The organism is Pseudomonas sp. 3A(2025) (genome assembly GCF_054589175.1).
In genome coordinates this window covers 430,782-448,047 of the sequence record NZ_BAAILM010000095.1, presented here as the reverse complement: position 1 = coordinate 448,047, position 17,266 = coordinate 430,782, and the positions used below count along the sequence as shown (strand labels likewise).

Annotated in this window: 11 protein-coding genes and 2 pseudogenes; 8 read left to right on the top strand and 5 right to left on the bottom strand. The window is 62.1% G+C overall.

Features of this window, described 5'->3' with window-relative positions; translation table 11 throughout:
- Nucleotides 1-4 precede the first annotated feature (4 nt).
- Together ACYP2A_RS25680 and ACYP2A_RS25675 are read right to left on the bottom strand one after the other, a co-directional pair.
- The gene (locus tag ACYP2A_RS25680) at nt 5-1,507 is read right to left on the bottom strand and encodes a class I adenylate-forming enzyme family protein (RefSeq protein WP_459748729.1); all 1,503 of its coding nucleotides are present in this window, start codon (nt 1,505-1,507) and stop codon (nt 5-7) included.
- Nucleotides 1,508-1,509: 2 nt separating this feature from the next.
- Entirely contained in the window at nt 1,510-2,532 is a 1,023-nt protein-coding gene (locus tag ACYP2A_RS25675) for an alcohol dehydrogenase catalytic domain-containing protein (protein ID WP_459748728.1), read from the bottom strand.
- Between the two features lie 146 nt (nt 2,533-2,678).
- On the opposite strand from ACYP2A_RS25675, the gene ACYP2A_RS25670 reads away from it, so the two are divergent.
- The 5 genes from ACYP2A_RS25670 (at nt 2,679) to ACYP2A_RS25650 (ending at nt 9,882) form a co-directional block, all read left to right on the top strand.
- Nucleotides 2,679-3,380, top strand: coding sequence for an enoyl-CoA hydratase/isomerase family protein (locus ACYP2A_RS25670; RefSeq protein WP_459748727.1), 702 nt, complete (start codon nt 2,679-2,681; stop codon nt 3,378-3,380).
- A gap of 106 nt (nt 3,381-3,486) precedes the next feature.
- Nucleotides 3,487-5,991, top strand: a complete 2,505-nt coding sequence (locus ACYP2A_RS25665) for a TonB-dependent receptor plug domain-containing protein (RefSeq protein ID WP_459748726.1) — start codon at nt 3,487-3,489, stop codon at nt 5,989-5,991.
- Between the two features lie 4 nt (nt 5,992-5,995).
- Complete coding sequence (locus tag ACYP2A_RS25660) at nt 5,996-7,345, top strand: MFS transporter (protein WP_459748725.1); 1,350 nt, start codon at nt 5,996-5,998, stop codon at nt 7,343-7,345.
- 19 nt (nt 7,346-7,364) lie between these two features.
- Entirely contained in the window at nt 7,365-8,549 is a 1,185-nt protein-coding gene (locus tag ACYP2A_RS25655; protein WP_459748724.1) for an acyl-CoA dehydrogenase family protein, read from the top strand.
- Nucleotides 8,515-9,882, top strand: a complete 1,368-nt coding sequence (locus tag ACYP2A_RS25650) for an amidohydrolase (RefSeq protein ID WP_459748723.1) — start codon at nt 8,515-8,517, stop codon at nt 9,880-9,882. The genes ACYP2A_RS25655 and ACYP2A_RS25650 overlap by 35 nt, the downstream gene beginning before the upstream one ends.
- 26 nt (nt 9,883-9,908) lie before the next feature.
- Here ACYP2A_RS25650 and ACYP2A_RS25645 read toward each other — a convergent pair.
- Both ACYP2A_RS25645 and ACYP2A_RS25640 read right to left on the bottom strand, forming a co-directional pair.
- Nucleotides 9,909-10,640, bottom strand: a pseudogene (locus ACYP2A_RS25645) (methyl-accepting chemotaxis protein); the annotation flags it as partial.
- Nucleotides 10,614-10,913 (bottom strand): annotated as a pseudogene (locus ACYP2A_RS25640) (PAS domain-containing protein); the annotation flags it as partial. The pseudogenes ACYP2A_RS25645 and ACYP2A_RS25640, both read right to left, overlap by 27 nt.
- Nucleotides 10,914-11,409: 496 nt before the next feature.
- On the opposite strand from ACYP2A_RS25640, the gene ACYP2A_RS25635 reads away from it, so the two are divergent.
- Nucleotides 11,410-12,027, top strand: coding sequence for a TetR/AcrR family transcriptional regulator (locus ACYP2A_RS25635; protein ID WP_459748722.1), 618 nt, complete (start codon nt 11,410-11,412; stop codon nt 12,025-12,027).
- Between the two features lie 43 nt (nt 12,028-12,070).
- Here ACYP2A_RS25635 and ACYP2A_RS25630 read toward each other — a convergent pair whose 3' ends face one another.
- Entirely contained in the window at nt 12,071-14,794 is a 2,724-nt protein-coding gene (locus ACYP2A_RS25630; RefSeq protein WP_459748721.1) for a beta-glucosidase, read from the bottom strand.
- A 468-nt stretch (nt 14,795-15,262) separates the two neighbouring features.
- Between ACYP2A_RS25630 and ACYP2A_RS25625 the strand changes: the two genes are divergently transcribed.
- Nucleotides 15,263-15,490, top strand: coding sequence for a hypothetical protein (locus ACYP2A_RS25625; RefSeq protein WP_459748720.1), 228 nt, complete (start codon nt 15,263-15,265; stop codon nt 15,488-15,490).
- 62 nt (nt 15,491-15,552) lie between these two features.
- Nucleotides 15,553-17,265: a type II secretion system ATPase GspE gene (gspE, locus tag ACYP2A_RS25620; protein ID WP_459748719.1), complete on the top strand. Its 1,713-nt coding sequence runs from the start codon at nt 15,553-15,555 to the stop codon at nt 17,263-17,265.
- Nucleotide 17,266: the final 1 nt, after the last annotated feature.

The window sequence follows — 17,266 nt, the reverse complement described above, 5'->3', positions numbered from 1 at the left end:
TCTCCTACAGGTCCACCCCCAGCATTTCGAGCAGGCGCTTTTTCTGTACTTTGCCGTAATGCGAGCGTGGCAGTTCTTCCAGAAACCAGATCCGGCGCGGCACTTTGAAGCGTGACAGCCGCGCGCGGCAATGTTCGATCAGCGCCTCGCAGTCCAGCGTGCCGCCTTCGCCGAGCACCACCACTGCGCACACCTGCTCGCCCCATTCCAGGTCCGCCAGACCAAACACATGGGCATCGCTGACCTGCGCATGTTCCAGCAGGCTTTGCTCGACTTCCCCGGGCTGCACCGATTTGCCGCCGCTGCGAATGATGTCCTTGCAGCGGCCCTGTACCACCAGCAAACCGTCCGGGCGGATGCGACCCAGATCGCCGCTGCGCAGCCAGCCGTTGTCTAGCACCTGAGCGCTGAGGTCGGGCTGCTGCCAGTAGCCGGCCATGAGTTGCGGGCCCGCGATGAAGATTTCGCCTGTGCCTTGCTCATCCGGCCGGTCGATGCGCACGGCACTGGAAAACACCGACCGTCCTACCAGACCTTCCGCCGACTCGCCGCCCGCCCGCACTTGGGCCATCTGCGCTGCCGACAAGTAGCAACTCCACGGTGCTTCGGTCATGCCGTACAACACGCTAAGGCGGTCGCCAAACACACCGCAGGCGCCGTCGAGCACTTCGCTGGCCAGGGCGGCGGCGCCGATGTCGAGGGTCTTGAATCGCGGCAAGGCGGCGGCCTGCGTGCCGGCTTCACGCAGCAACCGCAGCAACTGGGTCGGCACCAGCGAGCTGAATGCCGCCTCGTGCTGCTGCAATTGCCTGATAAAGGTCGCCGCCTCGAAACGCCCGCCCAGCACCACGTGCCCGCCGCTGAGCAGATGCCCAAGCACCGCGACAGCGGCGATCGGCCACAGCGGCCGCACATTGAGCAATACGTCACCGGGCACCGCGCCACGGGCCATGACGATGTTCTGCAGCACCGCGCACAGGCTGGCATGCCGATGCATGACCGCCTTGGGCACGCCGGTGGTGCCGCCGGTGTAGTTCAGCGACGCCAGCGAATCGGCAGGCCGGGGCGGGCGTGGCGCCGCTGCAACGTCCGCTGCTGCAACGTCCGCCACTGCGATGAAGTTTTCCAGCGCCTCACACTGCACACCGGCCTGACGCAGCGGTTCGATCAGCGCTTGGTGCTGGCAGGAATACAGCAGCAACGCGGCCTGGGCATCGCGCACCTGCGCCAGCAACTCTTCAACCAACAAGGCCGGGTCCAGCGGTACGCGCACCCGGCCGTTGGCCATGCAGCCATAGTCGGCGAGCAGGTAGTCGATACTGGCCTCGGCCAGCAACGCCACCCGCGCACCGGTTGGAATATTGCGCTGTTCAAGGGTCAGGCCGAACGCACTCAATGTCTGATCGAGCTCGGCAAAGGTCAGGCGGCGCGCGCTGGCCGGCTCATGCAGGGCGATGTGCTCGGGCCACTTGCAGGCGGCCTGGTGCAGCAGTGTGCTGATGTCCATGCTCACCACCCGCTCAGGACGATGCGTCCGTTGACCTGTCGTGACTCCAGCAGCGCATGCGCCTGGGCCACTTCGGTAAACGGCAGTACCCGGTCGATCAAGGGCCGCACGTGACCGGCGGCGATCAGCGCCAGCGCGGTGCGCAGTTCTTCCAGTGTCGCGCTGCCCGAGCCCTGGATTTTCAGGCGCCGACCGATCAACAGGCCGGGCGCAATGGGCACGGCACTTGGGGCGACATTGCCCAGCACCACCACGCGCCCGCCGAGGGTCATGCTGCGCAGGGTTTCGCCCAGCGTAGAGCCGAGGTTTTCCATGGCCACATCGACGCCACGCTTGCCGGTCAGTTGCCAGACCTGCGCACTGTAATCGCCCCTGCTGACCACCACGTCATGGGCACCGAGCGCCTGCAGAAACTCGCGCTTGTCGGCGCTGCCGGTCACAGCGATGACCCGCGCACCCAAGGCCCGCGCCAGTTGCACCTGATGCGCACCAAGGCCGCCGCTGGCGCCGTTGATCAGCACGGTTTCGCCGGGCTTGAGCACCGCCTCGCCATGCAGTGCGCGCACACTGGTGGCAATCGGGCACGAGGCCAGCGCCGCCTGGGTGTAGTCAAGGCCGTCGGGCAATTCGACCGCCGATATCGCCGGCACGCGCAGGTATTGGGCGTAGGCGCCTTCGGTGTCGACCGAGGGCAAACCCAGGGCGCGGCACAAATCCTGGCGGCCGCGCAGGCATTGCCGGCATTGGCCGCAGAAACGCCGCTGGTAGATCACCACCCGCGCGCCGATGGCCAGGTTCGACACATCGGCGCCGACCTCGACCACTTCGCCGGCCACTTCATGGCCGAGCACTACGCCGGTGTGTGCACCGGGCAATTGTCCGGCGCGGTGGAGTAAATCGTGGTGGCAGACGCCGGCGGCGTGGACCTTGACCAGCACCTCGCCACGGCCTGCCTGTGGGGTGGGCACTTCTTCGACTTGCAGCTGCTCCGGGCCACCGAAGCCTTTCAGAACGATCGCTTTCATCATTTATAACCGTTAGTAACCATCTAATAATATGTTCATATAACAAACATGTTGTTTGCATTGTGCACATCTATTAAGTTTTCCCCACTTCGACGCTGACCTCAAGAGGCAATGCGTCTTTCTTTTGAAATGGGCGAAATCGGTTCATGACAGTCGAGTATCAGAAGCTGGGCGAAGGCGTCCTGCTGGTCACCCTCAACCGCCCCGAGCGCCTGAATGCGCTGAACAGCCAGACCAAGGCCGAGCTGGGTCAGGTGTGGCAGCGTGCCGAGGACGATGATGAAGTACGCGTGATCGTGCTGCGCGGTGCAGGCGAACGGGCGTTTTGTGCCGGTTCCGACCTCAAGGAAATCCAGGCCACCGGGCAGACCGCCAGCAGCGAAGTGCTCGCCCGCGCGCTGCCCGGTGTCGGCAACGCGCTGCGCAAGCCGGTGATTGCCGCCTTGCACGGCCACACTCTGGGGCTGGGCATCAGCCTGGCGATCCATTGCGATTTTCGTATTGCCCGGCATGACACGCAGTTCAGCTTTCCGGAAGTGCGCCACGGCATGCTGTCGGGCTTCAGCGCCATCACCCTGCCCGCCCTGATCGGCGAAGCGGCGGCGCTGGACATCATGCTCAGCGCCCGGCCGTTCGATGCCGCCCACGCCTTGAGCCTGGGGCTGGTCAACGAGGTAGTCGACGATCCTTTTGCCCGCGCATTTGAGCTGGCCGCGCAACTGGCCGCCCATGACCCCAAGGCCGTCGCCTGGACCAAGACACTGTTGCTCGCCGAACGCAATGAACGCCTGAAACGCCACCTGGCGCTGGTCGACGAAGCGCGCATCGACGTGATGCTCGACCGCTAGACACGAAAAACCATAACCAGATCTGCCCACACTTTTTCGCCCCACCAGTACTGTCAGGCACACCCACCACCAGGAATGGAAGCGGCGCTTCATTTGGAGCCTCAGCATGTTTCGCCCTTGCAGACCGTTTCGCCCCCGTCTCAGCCTGTTGACCGTCAGTATTCTGGGCCTGTGCACGGCGCCGTTGGCGCTGGCCGCCGATGAGCAGGACACCGCCCTGCAAACCGTGGTGGTCACTGGCGCCCGCGACAGCGGCCGCACGGTGGCCGAGAGCCTGGCGCCGATCGATGTGATCAGCGGCGAAGCGCTGGCGCGCTCCGGCAAGCAGAACCTGCGTGATGCACTGGCTGCCAGCGTGCCGTCGTACACCAACGCGGCAGGCTTTACCGGCGGCACCGGTCTGGCGGTGAAGTCGGCGACCTTGCGTGGCCTGGGCGGTAACCATGTGCTGGTGCTGGTCAACGGCAAGCGCCGGCACAACACTTCGCTGATCTTCGTGCAGACCGCCGCGACCTCCAGCGGCCAGTCGCCGGCCGACCTGGATTTGATTCCGGTCAGCGCCGTGGACCACATCGAAGTGCTGCGCGACGGCGCCGCCGCGCAGTACGGCTCGGATGCGATTGCCGGGGTGATCAACATCATTCTCAAGGGCAACGACCATGGCGGCAGCGCCAGCGCGTTGTATGGTCAGTACCGTGAGCGGGTCGGCGGCAAGGGCAACTTCGGCGCACGCGGCCAGGGGCAGATCAATCAGGGCTTTGCCTTGCCCAACGACGGTTTCTTCAGCCTGAGCGCCGACATCGGCATTCAGGAAAGCTCCAACGTCGCCGGTGCCGTGCCGGATTCGACGCGCATCTATTTCCCGCAGAACGGCCAGGCCGACCCACGGGAAACCAGCGAAAGCCGCTATCGCCAGCAGCTCGGCCAGCCGCGCTCGCAGACCTACAACCTGGGCTACAACGCCGAGTTGCCGCTCAACGACGATGTCACCCTGTACTCGTTCTCGACCGTCAGCCACCGCAATTCCACCAGTTGGGGCACCTACCGCACCGCTAACTCGCCGCAGAACATCGTCTCGGTGTACCCGGAAGGCTTCGCGCCGCGCTTTGTCGTCGAAGAAGACGATTTCCAGAGCGTGATCGGTGTGCGCAATGACAACCTGCTGGGCTGGAAATGGGACCTGAGCAGCAGTTATGGCCGCAACGACGCCAACATCCGCAACGAGCGCTCGCTGAACCCGTCGTTCGGTGCCGACAGCCCGCGCAATATGGACGGCGGCCATCTGATCGCCAGCCAGTGGACCAACAACCTCGACCTGACCCGCAGCTTCGACACTGGCTTGTTTGCCAAGCCGCTGAACGTGGCAACCGGTCTGGAGTTTCGCCGCGACGGTTTCGAAATCGAAGCCGGCGATTACGCCTCCTATGGCGATGGCGGCTATGTGTTCCCGGTCGGCCATCCGCTGGCCGGCCAGCGCCCCAACCCCGGCGCACCGGGCCTGGCCGGTTTCACCCCGCAGGATGCGCATAACTATTCACGCACCAACACCGCCGCTTATGTCGACCTCAACCAGAGCCTGACCGAAAAATGGGATGTCAGCCTGGCCGGGCGCTTCGAGCATTACAGCGACTTTGGCGACACCACTAGCGGCAAGCTGTCGACCCGTTATGCCTTTACCCCGCAGTTCGCGGTGCGCGGCACGGTCAGCAATGGCTTCCGTGCACCGTCGTTGCAGCAGGAAAACTATTCGTCGTCGCTGACCGCCTGGCGCGCCAACAGCTTTACCGGCCAGTTGGAGCAGAACACCACCCGTTATGTGACCGTCGACGACGCCGCCGGGCGTGCGCTGGGCGCGAAAAAACTCGACCCTGAGCGCTCGCTGAACTACAGCCTGGGCTTTGTCGCCACCCCGACCGACAACCTCAATGTCACCGTCGACCTGTACCAGATCGACATCAAGGACCGCATCCTGCAGACCAGTAACCTGCAAGGCACCGCCGTGTCCAACGTGCTGGCCAGCCAAGGGCTGAACCCCAACCAGATCGTCTCGTACTTCGGCAACCTGGCCGACACCCGCACCCGCGGCATCGACCTGGTCGCCGACTATCGCTACGACCTCGGCCAGTACGGCAAGACCCAATGGACGCTGCTGAGCAACCAGAGCCTGCAGACTATCGAGAAGGTCAAGGAGCCTGCCGCGCTGGCCGGCACCGGTGTCAGCGCCGTGGGCCGCGACCGTCAAGGCAACCTGACCACCGCCTACCCGAAAAACGTCACCTCGCTGAACCTGGCCTGGCAACTGGGCGACTTCGACGTGAATCTCAAGGGCACGCGCTATTCCAAAGTCGTCGGTCAAAACCAGATTTCCGAGAGCCGCGACGAGAAGATCCGTGCCGCCTTCATCACCGACCTGAGCCTGGGCTATTACCTGACCGATTCGGTGAAGCTGACCGTGGGCGGCGAGAACATCTTTGACCGCCGGCCGCAGCAACTGAATGCCGAGGCCAAGCGCTTCTACTTCTTCCCCACTGACAACCCGACCTACAGCTGGTATTCGCCGTACGGCCTGGAAGGTGCGTACTACTTCGCCAAAGTCGACGTGAGCTGGTGATCGCATGAGCCATTCAAACGCTACGCCAGCCGCGCATGGGCTGACCGGAGAAAGCCAAGGGTTCGATCAGGCGCTGTACCGCAAGCTGGCCTGGCGGATCATGCCGTTCCTGTTCCTGTGCTTTGTGCTCAATTGGCTGGACCGGGTGAACATCAGCTTTGCCCACTTGCAGTTCAAGACTGACCTGAACATCAGCGACGCGACCTTCGGCATCATTGTCGGCGTGTTCTCCATCGGCTATCTGCTGTTCGAGATTCCCAGCAACCTGTTGCTGGAAAAGATCGGCGCCAAGAAAACCATGATGCGCATCATGGTGCTCTGGGGACTGGTGACCATCGCCACCGCCTTTGCGCAGACGCCGATGCAGTTTTATGTGCTGCGCATTCTGCTGGGTGCCGCCGAAGCCGGGTTCTTTCCCGGTGTAATCCTGTACCTGACCTACTGGTTTCCGGCCAGTTACCGGGCACGCATCACCTCGCGCTTCATCATGGCGATTGCCGTGTGCGGGATCATCGGCGGGCCGTTGTCGACCTGGATCATGGGCCACTTTGCCGGCGTGGGCGGCTTTACCGGCTGGCAATGGCTGTTCGTGGTCACCGGTATTCCGCCGGTGATGGCGGGTTTGTTCGCCTGGTACTGGCTGGACGACAAACCGGCCACGGCCAAATGGCTTACCCCGGATGAAAAACAGCGCATCGAACAGGCACTGGCCAATGAGCGGCTCAATCGCAAACCCGGCGGCCACCAGCGTTTCGTCGAGGCGCTGAAGGACCGCAAGGTGTGGTTCATCACCCTGGCCTACTGCCTGACCATCATGTGCACCGGCAACGTCACCAATATCTGGGCGCCGTCGATCATTCGCGATTCGGGCGTGGCCAGCCTCAGCCAGTTGGGTCTGTTCTCGGCCCTGCCATATGTGGTCGGGGTCTGCGTGATGTTGCTCGCCTGCCATCACTCCGACCTGCGTCAGGAGCGCCGCTGGCACTTTGCAGTGGGCGGCCTGGTGGCGGCCAGCGCCATGTTGATCTTGCCCAATTTTCTGTTCAGCCCGTGGACGGCGATCAGCGTGCTGACCTTGATGACCAGCGGCTATCTGGTGGCCACGGCGGTGTTCTGGACCATTCCGACCTATTACCTGTCGGATCAGGCCAAAGCTGCAGGGCTGGCGATGGTCAATTGCTGCGGGCAGATCAGCAGCCTGCTGACGCCGATCATGATCGGCTCGATCAAGACCCATACCGGCAGCATCAGCCTGGCGCTGTACATCGTCGCGGGTCTGGTGACCTGTGGCGCCCTGATTCTGTTGTTCGGTGTCCCGCGCCAGGCGCTGCGTGACGCCTCCCCCGATGCCTGATTGTCAGATGGAAGAAGTAATGACCGATTACGTAGCACTGGCCGAACAACTGGCCGCCCGGATTCAACCCGGCGCCGCCGAGCGCGATGCCGGCAGAATCCTGCCCTTTGCCCAGCTCGACCTGATTCGCGAGTCCGGGCTGGGCGCAGCGCGGGTGCCAAAAGAGCTGGGCGGCGGCGATGTCGATCAGCTTCAGGTGGCGCAGATTTTCATGATCCTGGCCAAGGCCGACCCCAGCGTCGCCCAGGCGCTGTTTCCGCATTTCGCCACGGTCGAACACCTGCGCCTGATCGCCAACGAGCGCCAGCAGCGCGAATACCTCGGCGCCTTTGCCGAACGCAAATTGTCCTCGGGCGCGATTGCCGAGCGCAGTGGCGTGTTTCGTGGCGAGATTCATACCCGGCTGGAGCGTCACGGCGATCAGTTTGTACTCAATGGCAGCAAGTTCTACAGCACCGGCTGCCTGTTCGCCGACCTGCTGAAAATCCAGGCCGTGGATGAAGACGGCAATGCGGTGTACGTGATGCTGCCGGCCGGCACGCCGGGCGTGACCTTGCTCGACGACTGGGACGGCATGGGCCAGCGCGTTACTGCCAGCGGCAGCACGTTGCTGGAAAATGTGCAGGTGCATCCCGATCAGGTCATTCCACTGGCGCAGTGGTATCAGCGGCGTAATTACATCGGCGCCAGCGCGCAGTTGATTCATTGCGCGCTGGATGTCGGCATCGGCCTGGCCGCGCTGGACGATGCCATCGCCTGGGCGCGCAATGGCTCGCGTCCGGTGCGTGAAAGCGGTGTCGATAAAGCCAGCAACGATCCGTACATCCTGCACACCATCGGTGACTTATCGGCAAGCATTCATGGCGCGCAGGCGCTGGTCGAGAAAGCCGCAGGCCTAGTGCAGAAAGCTGCCACCGCGCAATTGCAAGGCCTGGCCGAAGGCGAAGCGCTGGACGCCATTCTGGCCCGCGCCTCGATCAGCGTCGCCGAAGCCAAGATCGCCTCGACCCGTGCGGCCCTGCATGTCTGCGAGCGGCTGTATGAAGTGGGTGGCGCGGCAACCACGCAAACCCGGCACAACTTCGACCGCCACTGGCGCAACGCCCGCACCCACACCACTCACGATTCACTGGCCTACAAATACAAGGCCATCGGGGACTATCTGCTCAATGGCAACTATCCGCCTATCGCCTTCACGTACTGACTTGATCGGCGCGGCACTGCTGCTAGCCCTGAGCATGGGCCAGGCGCAGGCCGCTGCCTTCGACACTGCAGCCGATCCCTGGGCCGACCTGCCCGCGCAGGTCAGCCAGCTTTTACCGGGGATCATCGAGCTGCGCCATGCCATTCATCAGCACCCGGAACTGGGCAACCGTGAGTTCGACACCCGCCAGCGCATCGCCCAACGCCTGCGCGAACTGGGGCTGGAGGTGCAGACCGGGGTGGCGCACACCGGCGTGGTCGGTATTCTCAAGGGCGGCAAGCCGGGCCCGGTGGTCGCAATCCGCGCCGAACTCGATGCGCTGCCGCTGAACGAGAACACCGGCCTGCCGTACGCCTCGACCGTGCGCGCCAAGGACATCGGTAACGACCTGCGCACCCGCGGCAAAGACATCGGCGTGATGCACGCCTGTGGCCATGACGCGCACATGGCGATGGCCATCGGCGTGGCTGAAGTGCTGGCCGCGCACCGCGATGAATTGCCGGGCACGCTGAAGCTGATTTTCCAGCCCGCCGAGGAAGGCCCGCCACTGGGCGAAGAAGGCGGCGCGGCGCTGATGATCAAGCAAGGCGTTTTGCAGGCACCCAAGCCTGAGGTGATCTTCGGTATTCATGTCACCGCCGGCACCGCTGGCACCTTCACCCTGAGCAAGGCGCGCACCACGGCCTCGGCCGACACCTTTGTCGCGCACATCACCGGGCGCCAGACCCATGCCGCCTTTCCATGGACCGGCATCGACCCGGTGCCGGTCGCCGCCCAGGTGATCCTGGCCTGGCAGACCATTCCCAGCCGCCAGTCGAACCTCAGCGTGCTGCCGGCGCCGGTGATTTCAGTGGGGCGTATCGAAGGCGGCGACCGGCACAACATCATCCCGGCCGAGGTGCGCCTGGAAGGCTCGATACGCACCGTCAGCGACGAACAGCGCGAGGATGTGCTCAAGCGCATGAGCAATACCGCACAGGGCATCGCGCAAGCGTCGGGAGCAACGGCGAAAGTCGAGGTCCTGCCCGGCGGCTACCGCTCGGGCTACAACGACACCGCCTTGGTCGAGCGCATGCTGCCGGTGCTGCAACAGCTATCGACCACACCGGTGAAGATCGATAACGGCACGTACGGTGCGGATGATTTTGCCGAGTATGCACGGCAAATCCCGGGGATCTTCATGCGCATGGGCGTGACGCCCAAGGCACTCGAAGGCCAGACCGTGTGGCCGACGCACTCACCAGGCTTTCAGGTCGATGACCCGAGCCTGGCGGTGGGGATCAAAGCGCTAAGCCTGATGACCTTGCGCTATATGCGTCACGAGGGTTTGTAAAAGACGGGCAATCAGGCACCACGCCCCATCATGCTCGCTGCTTGCTCCGTCGCCTCGGTGGTTCGGGTGGCCAGTTTGCGCACTTCATCGGCGACCACGGCAAAACCACGCCCGGCCTCTCCTGCGCGCGCCGCTTCGATGGCCGCATTGAGCGCCAGAAGGTTGGTCTGGCTGGCGATGCTCTGGATGGTGCCGACGATCTGCGTCAACTGGGTGATATTCTGTTCCAGGTTTCGCTGATGCTCGGCTTCGTTTTCACGCAGTGCCTCCTGCTCATGTTGCAGGTTCACATCCACCAGGGCACCGACGACACGCAAGGGCGCACCACTGGCGTCACGGCGAGTCTGGCCGCGCGCCCTGAACCAGCGGTATTCACCGGTTTTCATTTTCAGACGGTACTCGATATCGAAGGGCGTCTTGCCCGTGCGGTCATTCAAATGCGCACCGAAGGCCGTCAGGCTGCGTTCCTTGTCATCGGGGTGCAGTCGGGATGCCCAACTGTCCAGAACATCCGGAAACTCCTGGACCGTTTCAAAGCCCAGTAGCCGACGAAACTGGGGCGACCACCAGAAGGGGTTTTTCGGGTTGACCGGGTCACCCGCGATCACCTCCATATCCCACAAGCCGTCAGACAGCATCTCGCGGGCGAGCTCGAAGCGGGTGATGATCACGTCATGTTCAAGGTCGCGCTCGAGTTCATCGTGAATGTCACGCAGCGACCCGGCGACTCTCAGGGGCAAGCCTCTGGCGTCGCGCAAGGTTTCACCCTGTGCATAGAACCACCGGTAAGAGCCGTCTTTCATCGCCAGCCGGTTGCGCACCTTATAAGGCGTATGACCCGATTTGTCGTTGAGGTGCCTGGCAAATGCATCCAGTGTGGCCTGCTTGTCCTGCGGGTGCAGACGGTCGGCCCAACTGGCCAGCACGTTGGGAAAATCGCGTTCGTCAGTGAAGCCCAGCAGGTTGCGCAATTGTTGCGACCACCAGAAGCGGTTTTTCGGGTTGACCGGGTCACCGGCAACCACCTCCATGTCCCAAAGCCCTTCGCTGGACGCTCGGTTGACCAGGTCAAAGCGCGTTTCATAGGCGGCTGCAGAAGCCGCTGCCTCGGCGAGAAGACTGCGCGCCGCTTCCAGTTCCTGCTCCAGTTGATCGATACGTTGCTGCTCGGTACGACTTCTTGCGTCGAGGGTCGTCCAGGCGTCGTTGACGGCAGCCGCCGCCGCACAGCCCTGAACGTCCGGCCTGGCGCCTTGAGAAATGGAAGACAACAATTGCTCAAGCGCACGCCTGTCACGGCGAAAACCAAAAAGATGGAGCATGGAGAACTCACTCGATAAAGGTAATGGGCCTCATCCATGGCACTTTGCCAACTATATAGTTCAGCCCATCACCTGTAGTACACATTTTGCTACAGCGCCGACGGACGTGGATTTAACAGGCCTTCAGGCTTGATTAAAAAAAGCGCCGCCGTTAAACAGGGCACCTATAAGACCCGTGCGCCATGGAGGCCCCAGACAAACGCTTATGTCAGACACTACTGTTTCCCGAAACCGCCGCGCCCCCAAGGGCGAAAAACGCCGTGAAGAAATACTGGTTGCCGCCCTCGGGCTTTTCTCACTGGAAGGTTATGCCGGTGCGTCGATTGCGCGCATCGCCGATCTGGTCGGCATCTCTGTCGCCGGCGTGCTGCACCACTTCCCCAACAAGGCCGCGCTACTGATGGCCGTGCTGGCGCGCCGGGACGAGGTCAATCAGAACGTCGCCGACACGCTGCAGAGCGAACCGACTCTTGAGGGTTTCGTTGAAGGGCTGCAACAGATCAACCGGTCGAACGCCACAGCACCCGGTGTCGTTCGCGCGTTCAGTATTCTCAATGCCGAGAGCCTGGTGGAGTCGCATCCGGCCTGGGAGTGGTTCCAATCGCGTTACCGGATGATTCATCAAAGAATGCGCGCCCGGCTGGATAACCTCGTGGCGGCGGGGGAAGTGCGGGGGGATGTGGACCTGGACCTGATCATCCAGCAGGTGCTGGCGATGATGGACGGGCTGCAACTGCAATGGCTGCGCTTTCCGGAAACCGTCGACCTGGTCGCCAGCTTTGAAAGCTACATGGCCCAGGTCAGACGGGATATACAGGTGTAAAGCCGGGGGATCCGCGACAACCGAATCGCCCCGGCAAGGGTGATCAGTACTCGGTGTTGCCGTCGTAGTCGGCGTTACCGTTACTGTCGTCGATGTTTTCGTCCTGATTGAACACGCCGCCGGTCTTGACCGCCGGCAGCGTGGCCTTGACCGAGTTCAGCGCCGAGCGTGGCAGCGGGTTGCTGGTGGTGGTCGACAGTTCCTGGCGGAACGAGTTGACCAGCTTGGCATTGAGACGAATATCGTCGGAAGCCGCGCCCACGCTGATGTTGAAGGTGTCGGCATCGACGACCCACTGCTTGCTGGTGTCGTCGTAGTAAGCCAGCGAGCGGTCGTTGAGCTCGATGGTCACGTGACGGGTTTCACCCGGTTTCAGGAACACCTTCTTGTAGCCCTTGAGCTCTTTGACGGCACGCTCGACTTTCGGGTTCTGCTGGCCCACATACAGCTCGGCGACTTCGGAGCCGGCGCGCTGGCCGCTGTTGGTCAGGTCGAACGACACCTTGATCGGCGTGTTGCCCACGGCAACGCCCGGCGTGACCTGGATGTTGTTGTAGCTGAAGCGGGTGTAGGACAGACCATGGCCGAAGGCGAACAACGGCTTGGTGCCGGTCTTGTCGTAACCGCGATAGCCGAGCATCGTCAGGTCGTTCTTGTAGCTGATTTCCTTGAGCGTGCGGGTGTTATCGAAGTTCGGGAAGTCCGCGTACAACGGGTTGTCTTCGATGTTGCGCTCGATACTGATCGGCAGTTTGCCCGACGGGTTGACCTTGCCAAACAGAATCTCGGCCAGTGCCTGACCGCCGTTCTGGCCTGGATAGAAGGCGTGCAACGCCGCCGGAACCTGATCGATCCAGTCGCTCATTTTCAAAGCCGTGCCGCCGTGCAGGGTCACGATGGTGTTGGGGTTGGCCTTGGCGATGTTCTGGATCAGCTCGTTCTGATACTCGGGCAGGTCGAAGCTGTGGTCGAAACCTTCGCCTTCGTATTCGTTGCTGTTGCCCACCGCGACCACCACGGCGTCGTAGTTCGACAAATCGGTTGGTGCTGTCAGCGAAGCCCAGGCCATCTGCACACCGACCAGCCCGCCCATTGTCGACAGGTAACCGTCGCGGCGCGAGTATTCAAGCTTGACGTCGTACGCCTTGCCTGCTTCCAGCTTGATCTTGCCCGACACTGGAATCGTCGGCGGAATGCTCTTGTTGGTGATGTTCTCGCCATCGCCATTGTCGATGACCTTCTGGCCGTTGACCCACAAGCGCACGGCGCCGTCGGCACGCACCTTGAAAACCTGCTCGCCACCGGTGACCGGCGTCATCTGGCCGCTCCAGCGAATCGAGGTGTTGGCGGTGTCGCCATCGCTTGGCAGATCGTCGGTGGACCAGTCCATATTGACGTGGGTGTCGATACGGGTGGCCGAGGCATCGCCGGACCAGTTGGCGTTGGTGAAGAACTCGGTTTTCAGGCCGGCAACGTTGTTGCCCTTGCTGTCGGTGGTCGTCCACTTGGAGGCAGCAGGGTCCAGCGACAGGCCATCGAGAAACTCGACCTTGGCGCCTGGCGCCATCTGTTGCAGGCCACTCAGCTCGCTGATGTAGTGCGTGGCATCGACGTGGGCACTGCCAAAACCGGTGGGTGGCGCGTACTTGGCCAGATCACCGACCACGGCGATGCGCTTGACCCTGGCCTTGTCCAGCGGCAGCACGTCGTTCTGGTTCTTCAGCAGCACGATACCTTCACGGGCGATGTTCAGCGCAACCTTGTTGCTGGTCGCGCTGTTCATGTTGTGGGCGGTCAACGGGGCGATTTTGTCGAACTGGTACAGGTAGATGTTCTTGAGGATGCGGCGGACCTTGTCATCGATGGTCGCCATGTCCAGCTCGCCACTGTCCAGGTACGGCTTGAGCACCTTGCTGTTCATCTGGCCGCCCATCATGTCCAGGTCGGTGCCGGCCTTGGCGGCAGGCAGACCATTGACGATGGCGTTGTAATCGCTTTGTACCAGGCCCTTGAAGCCCCATTCCTTCTTGAGAATGTTGGCGATCAGGTGCTCGCTCTCGCAGGCGTACTCGCCGTTCACCTTCTGGAACGCACACATCATCATCGCGACCGTGCCGTTCTTGGTCGCCGACTCGAAAGGCGGCAGCGTCATCTCGCGCAGCACACGCTCGGGCATGACCTGATTGAGGATGAAGCGGTTGGTTTCCTGATCGTTGCCCGCATAGTGCTTGGCTTCGGCCCAGACACGGCGCTGCTGGATACCGTTGATCACCGCAGGACCGAGGCTGGCGCCCAGGAAGGGATCTTCACCGGAGAGGTATTCGAAGGCACGGCCGCTCCACGGCATGCGATACAGGTTCATGCCGGGGCCGGTGACGAACTGATAGCCGCCGGTCGCGGTGTCGTAGCCCAGCGCGCGGCCGAAATCGAGGGCGCGACGCGGGTTGAAAGTGGCCGCCAGGTTCGGACCGGACGGATAGACCACGCCTGGATCATTGCCTTCGCTGGTGTAGCGGATGCCCGCGCCGCCGTCGGCGCCGTGGATCTGCGGCACACCGTACTGAGACAACGGCTTGACGTCCCAGCCGCCGATGCCGCCGATGTAGGCCAGTTTTTCTTCCTGGGTCATCTTCGCCAGGGTGTTCTCTGCCGCCTTGTCGGCGCGCACCTCTCTGGCGGCCAGTTGTTCCTGGGTGGTCGCCGCGTTGGCATGACCGATTGCCAGGCTCAACAGAGCCAATGCACCAAACGTTCTACGGGTTCGCATAGATAAAAACACTCCTGATATCGCCTGCGCGCAATGGTCGCAGTTGACACGCCACACGCCTTTTATTCCGGGCAATAGTTCGCCTATACCGGTGCTTCATAATGAAACAGCGGACGAATAAAAATGACGCGCCTGCAAGCAAAGAACCTGGGCGATATAACTACTTAAATAAACTACTGGCACTACGCCAGTTAAATACGCGGTGGATTCCCGCGACATTTAAATTAAGACAATTGTTTTCAGTTGAAGTCAAACGAAATATAACAGTCATGAAACACATGGAAATTTTTTGACACACTCAGTGAACCTTGGCTAAACCTATAGGTCTGTAGGTTTAACAATTTTTACCAAACCTGCATCGATCCCCTGTGAAAAATCGGGCTATCCGAGGCCTTAAGCACGTGTCAACGCCCTTCTGCAGAGCGATGCCATCATTTCAACATTGTTAAAAAACTGGAGATTCATCATATGAAATTGCCACTAGTTGGTACGATTGCCGCCCTGACCCTGACGTTCGCCGCGACAACTATGGCGGCCGAGTCCGACACAAAAGAAACAGTATCCGGCGCACCTGACTCCACAGTCATGACCCAGGCCAAAAAAGTAAAGACCGAGAAAAAACAGCACAAGCAAGTTCAAGCCGACGAAAACACTCGTGGTCGCCCAACGAATAAAACCGCCACACCGTCCAACTAACAACCTGCACTAAAAAAGCGCCTTCGCTCCGGCGACTCATTAACACCACGTCGTGCCCTACTTTGAATCCTATTCACCTCCAACAACTGGCCACTCACTCGACGCAGGCACTGTGTGCCTGGCTGCTGGCCAATGCCGGACTGAAAACAGGTGATCTGGATCGGGCACGGCGCCTGGCGCAAGAGTCGCCGGGCAGTTCGCTGACCGAGTTGCTCACCCGCCTGGGCCTGGTCTCGGAACTGGACCTGGCCAAGGCGTGGGCATCGACGCTGGAGACGCCGCTGCTGGTCGCCGACGCGGTACCCATTCCCGGCGATGCCCTGCCCGTCCTCAGCGAGCGCTTCCTGCGTCACCACCGATTGTTGCCCATCGGCAAACATGCCGACGGCATCCACGTGCTGGCGGCCAATCCGGGTAATAGCTATGCGCTGGAAGCGATTCGCTATGCATGCCAGTTGCCGGTGTACCTGTCGGTTGGGCCGGCCAGTGAAGTCGACGGTCTCATCGAGCGCTTCTACGGCCAGGGCCGCTCGGCCATGGGCTCGCTGATCGAAACGATGGACGACCACAGCGGCGCCGAAGAAGACATCGAGCACCTGAAAGACCTGGCCTCGGAGGCGCCGGTCATCCGCCTGGTCAACCTGATTTTGCAACGCGCCGTCGAACAACGCGCGTCGGACATTCATATCGAACCCTTCGAAAGCCAGCTCAAGGTGCGCTACCGCATCGATGGGGTGCTGCACGAGGCGGAAGCGCCGCCCTCCAGCTCTTCGGCGGCGATCATCTCGCGCCTGAAAATCATGGCGCGGCTGGACATCGCCGAGCGCCGATTGCCGCAGGATGGGCGGATCATGCTGCGCATCCAGGGCAAGGAACTGGATCTGCGCGTGAGCACGGTGCCCACCAGTTTTGGCGAGTCGGTGGTCATGCGCCTGCTCGATCGCCAGACCGTGAGTTTTGATTTCCCCAGCCTGGGCATGGACGGCGAGCGCCTGCAGAATTTTCTCGATGTGCTGGAAAACCCCCACGGCATTCTGTTGGTAACCGGCCCCACCGGCTCGGGCAAGACCACCACCCTGTACACCGCGTTGTCACGCCTGAACACCGCTGAACGCAAGATCATCACGGTGGAAGATCCGGTGGAGTACCAGCTTGAAGGCATCAACCAGATTCAGGTCAAGCCTTCGATTGGCCTGGACTTCGCCGGCGCCCTGCGTTCTATCGTGCGCCAGGACCCGGACGTGATCATGATCGGCGAGATGCGCGACCTGGAAACCTGCCGGATCGCCATTCAATCCTCGCTCACCGGGCACCTGGTGCTGTCGACCCTGCACACCAACAGCGCGGCGGCGAGTATCACCCGCCTGCTGGACATGGGCGTCGAAAGCTACCTGATTGCCTCGACCGTCAAAGGCATTCTGGCGCAGCGGCTGGTGCGCCGGCTTGATCCTGTGACGCGCATCGCATTCGAGGTGCCCGCCGAGCTGATCGCCGAACACGGCCTGGACCGCTTTACCGAGCAGCGGCCGATCATGCTGTACCAACCCGCCAGCGAGTTGCCGGGCGGCGGTTATCACGGCCGCAGCGCAATCACCGAATTGCTGGTGATGAACGAAGAACTGCGCACCCTGCTGATGCGCCAGGCCGATGCCGCGACGCTGGAAGCCGCCGCCCGACGTGGCGGACTGCGCACGCTGTATGAAGAAGGCCTGCGCCAGGCCGTCGCGGGCGTGACCTCGCTTGAAGAGGTGCTGCGCGTCACGCGCGGCGATTGAT

Excerpts from the sequence above, each read along its gene's own strand:
- ACYP2A_RS25625 (WP_459748720.1), top strand. The coding sequence starts at position 15,263 with ATGAAATTGCCACTAGTTGGTACGATTGCCGCCCTGACCCTGACGTTC.
- ACYP2A_RS25660 (WP_459748725.1), top strand. The coding sequence starts at position 5,996 with ATGAGCCATTCAAACGCTACGCCAGCCGCGCATGGGCTGACCGGAGAA.
- ACYP2A_RS25665 (WP_459748726.1), top strand. The coding sequence starts at position 3,487 with ATGTTTCGCCCTTGCAGACCGTTTCGCCCCCGTCTCAGCCTGTTGACC.
- ACYP2A_RS25635 (WP_459748722.1), top strand. The coding sequence starts at position 11,410 with ATGTCAGACACTACTGTTTCCCGAAACCGCCGCGCCCCCAAGGGCGAA.
- ACYP2A_RS25630 (WP_459748721.1), bottom strand. The coding sequence starts at position 14,794 with ATGCGAACCCGTAGAACGTTTGGTGCATTGGCTCTGTTGAGCCTGGCA.
- ACYP2A_RS25670 (WP_459748727.1), top strand. The coding sequence starts at position 2,679 with ATGACAGTCGAGTATCAGAAGCTGGGCGAAGGCGTCCTGCTGGTCACC.
- ACYP2A_RS25680 (WP_459748729.1), bottom strand. The coding sequence starts at position 1,507 with ATGGACATCAGCACACTGCTGCACCAGGCCGCCTGCAAGTGGCCCGAG.
- ACYP2A_RS25650 (WP_459748723.1), top strand. The coding sequence starts at position 8,515 with ATGGCAACTATCCGCCTATCGCCTTCACGTACTGACTTGATCGGCGCG.
- ACYP2A_RS25675 (WP_459748728.1), bottom strand. The coding sequence starts at position 2,532 with ATGAAAGCGATCGTTCTGAAAGGCTTCGGTGGCCCGGAGCAGCTGCAA.
- ACYP2A_RS25655 (WP_459748724.1), top strand. The coding sequence starts at position 7,365 with ATGACCGATTACGTAGCACTGGCCGAACAACTGGCCGCCCGGATTCAA.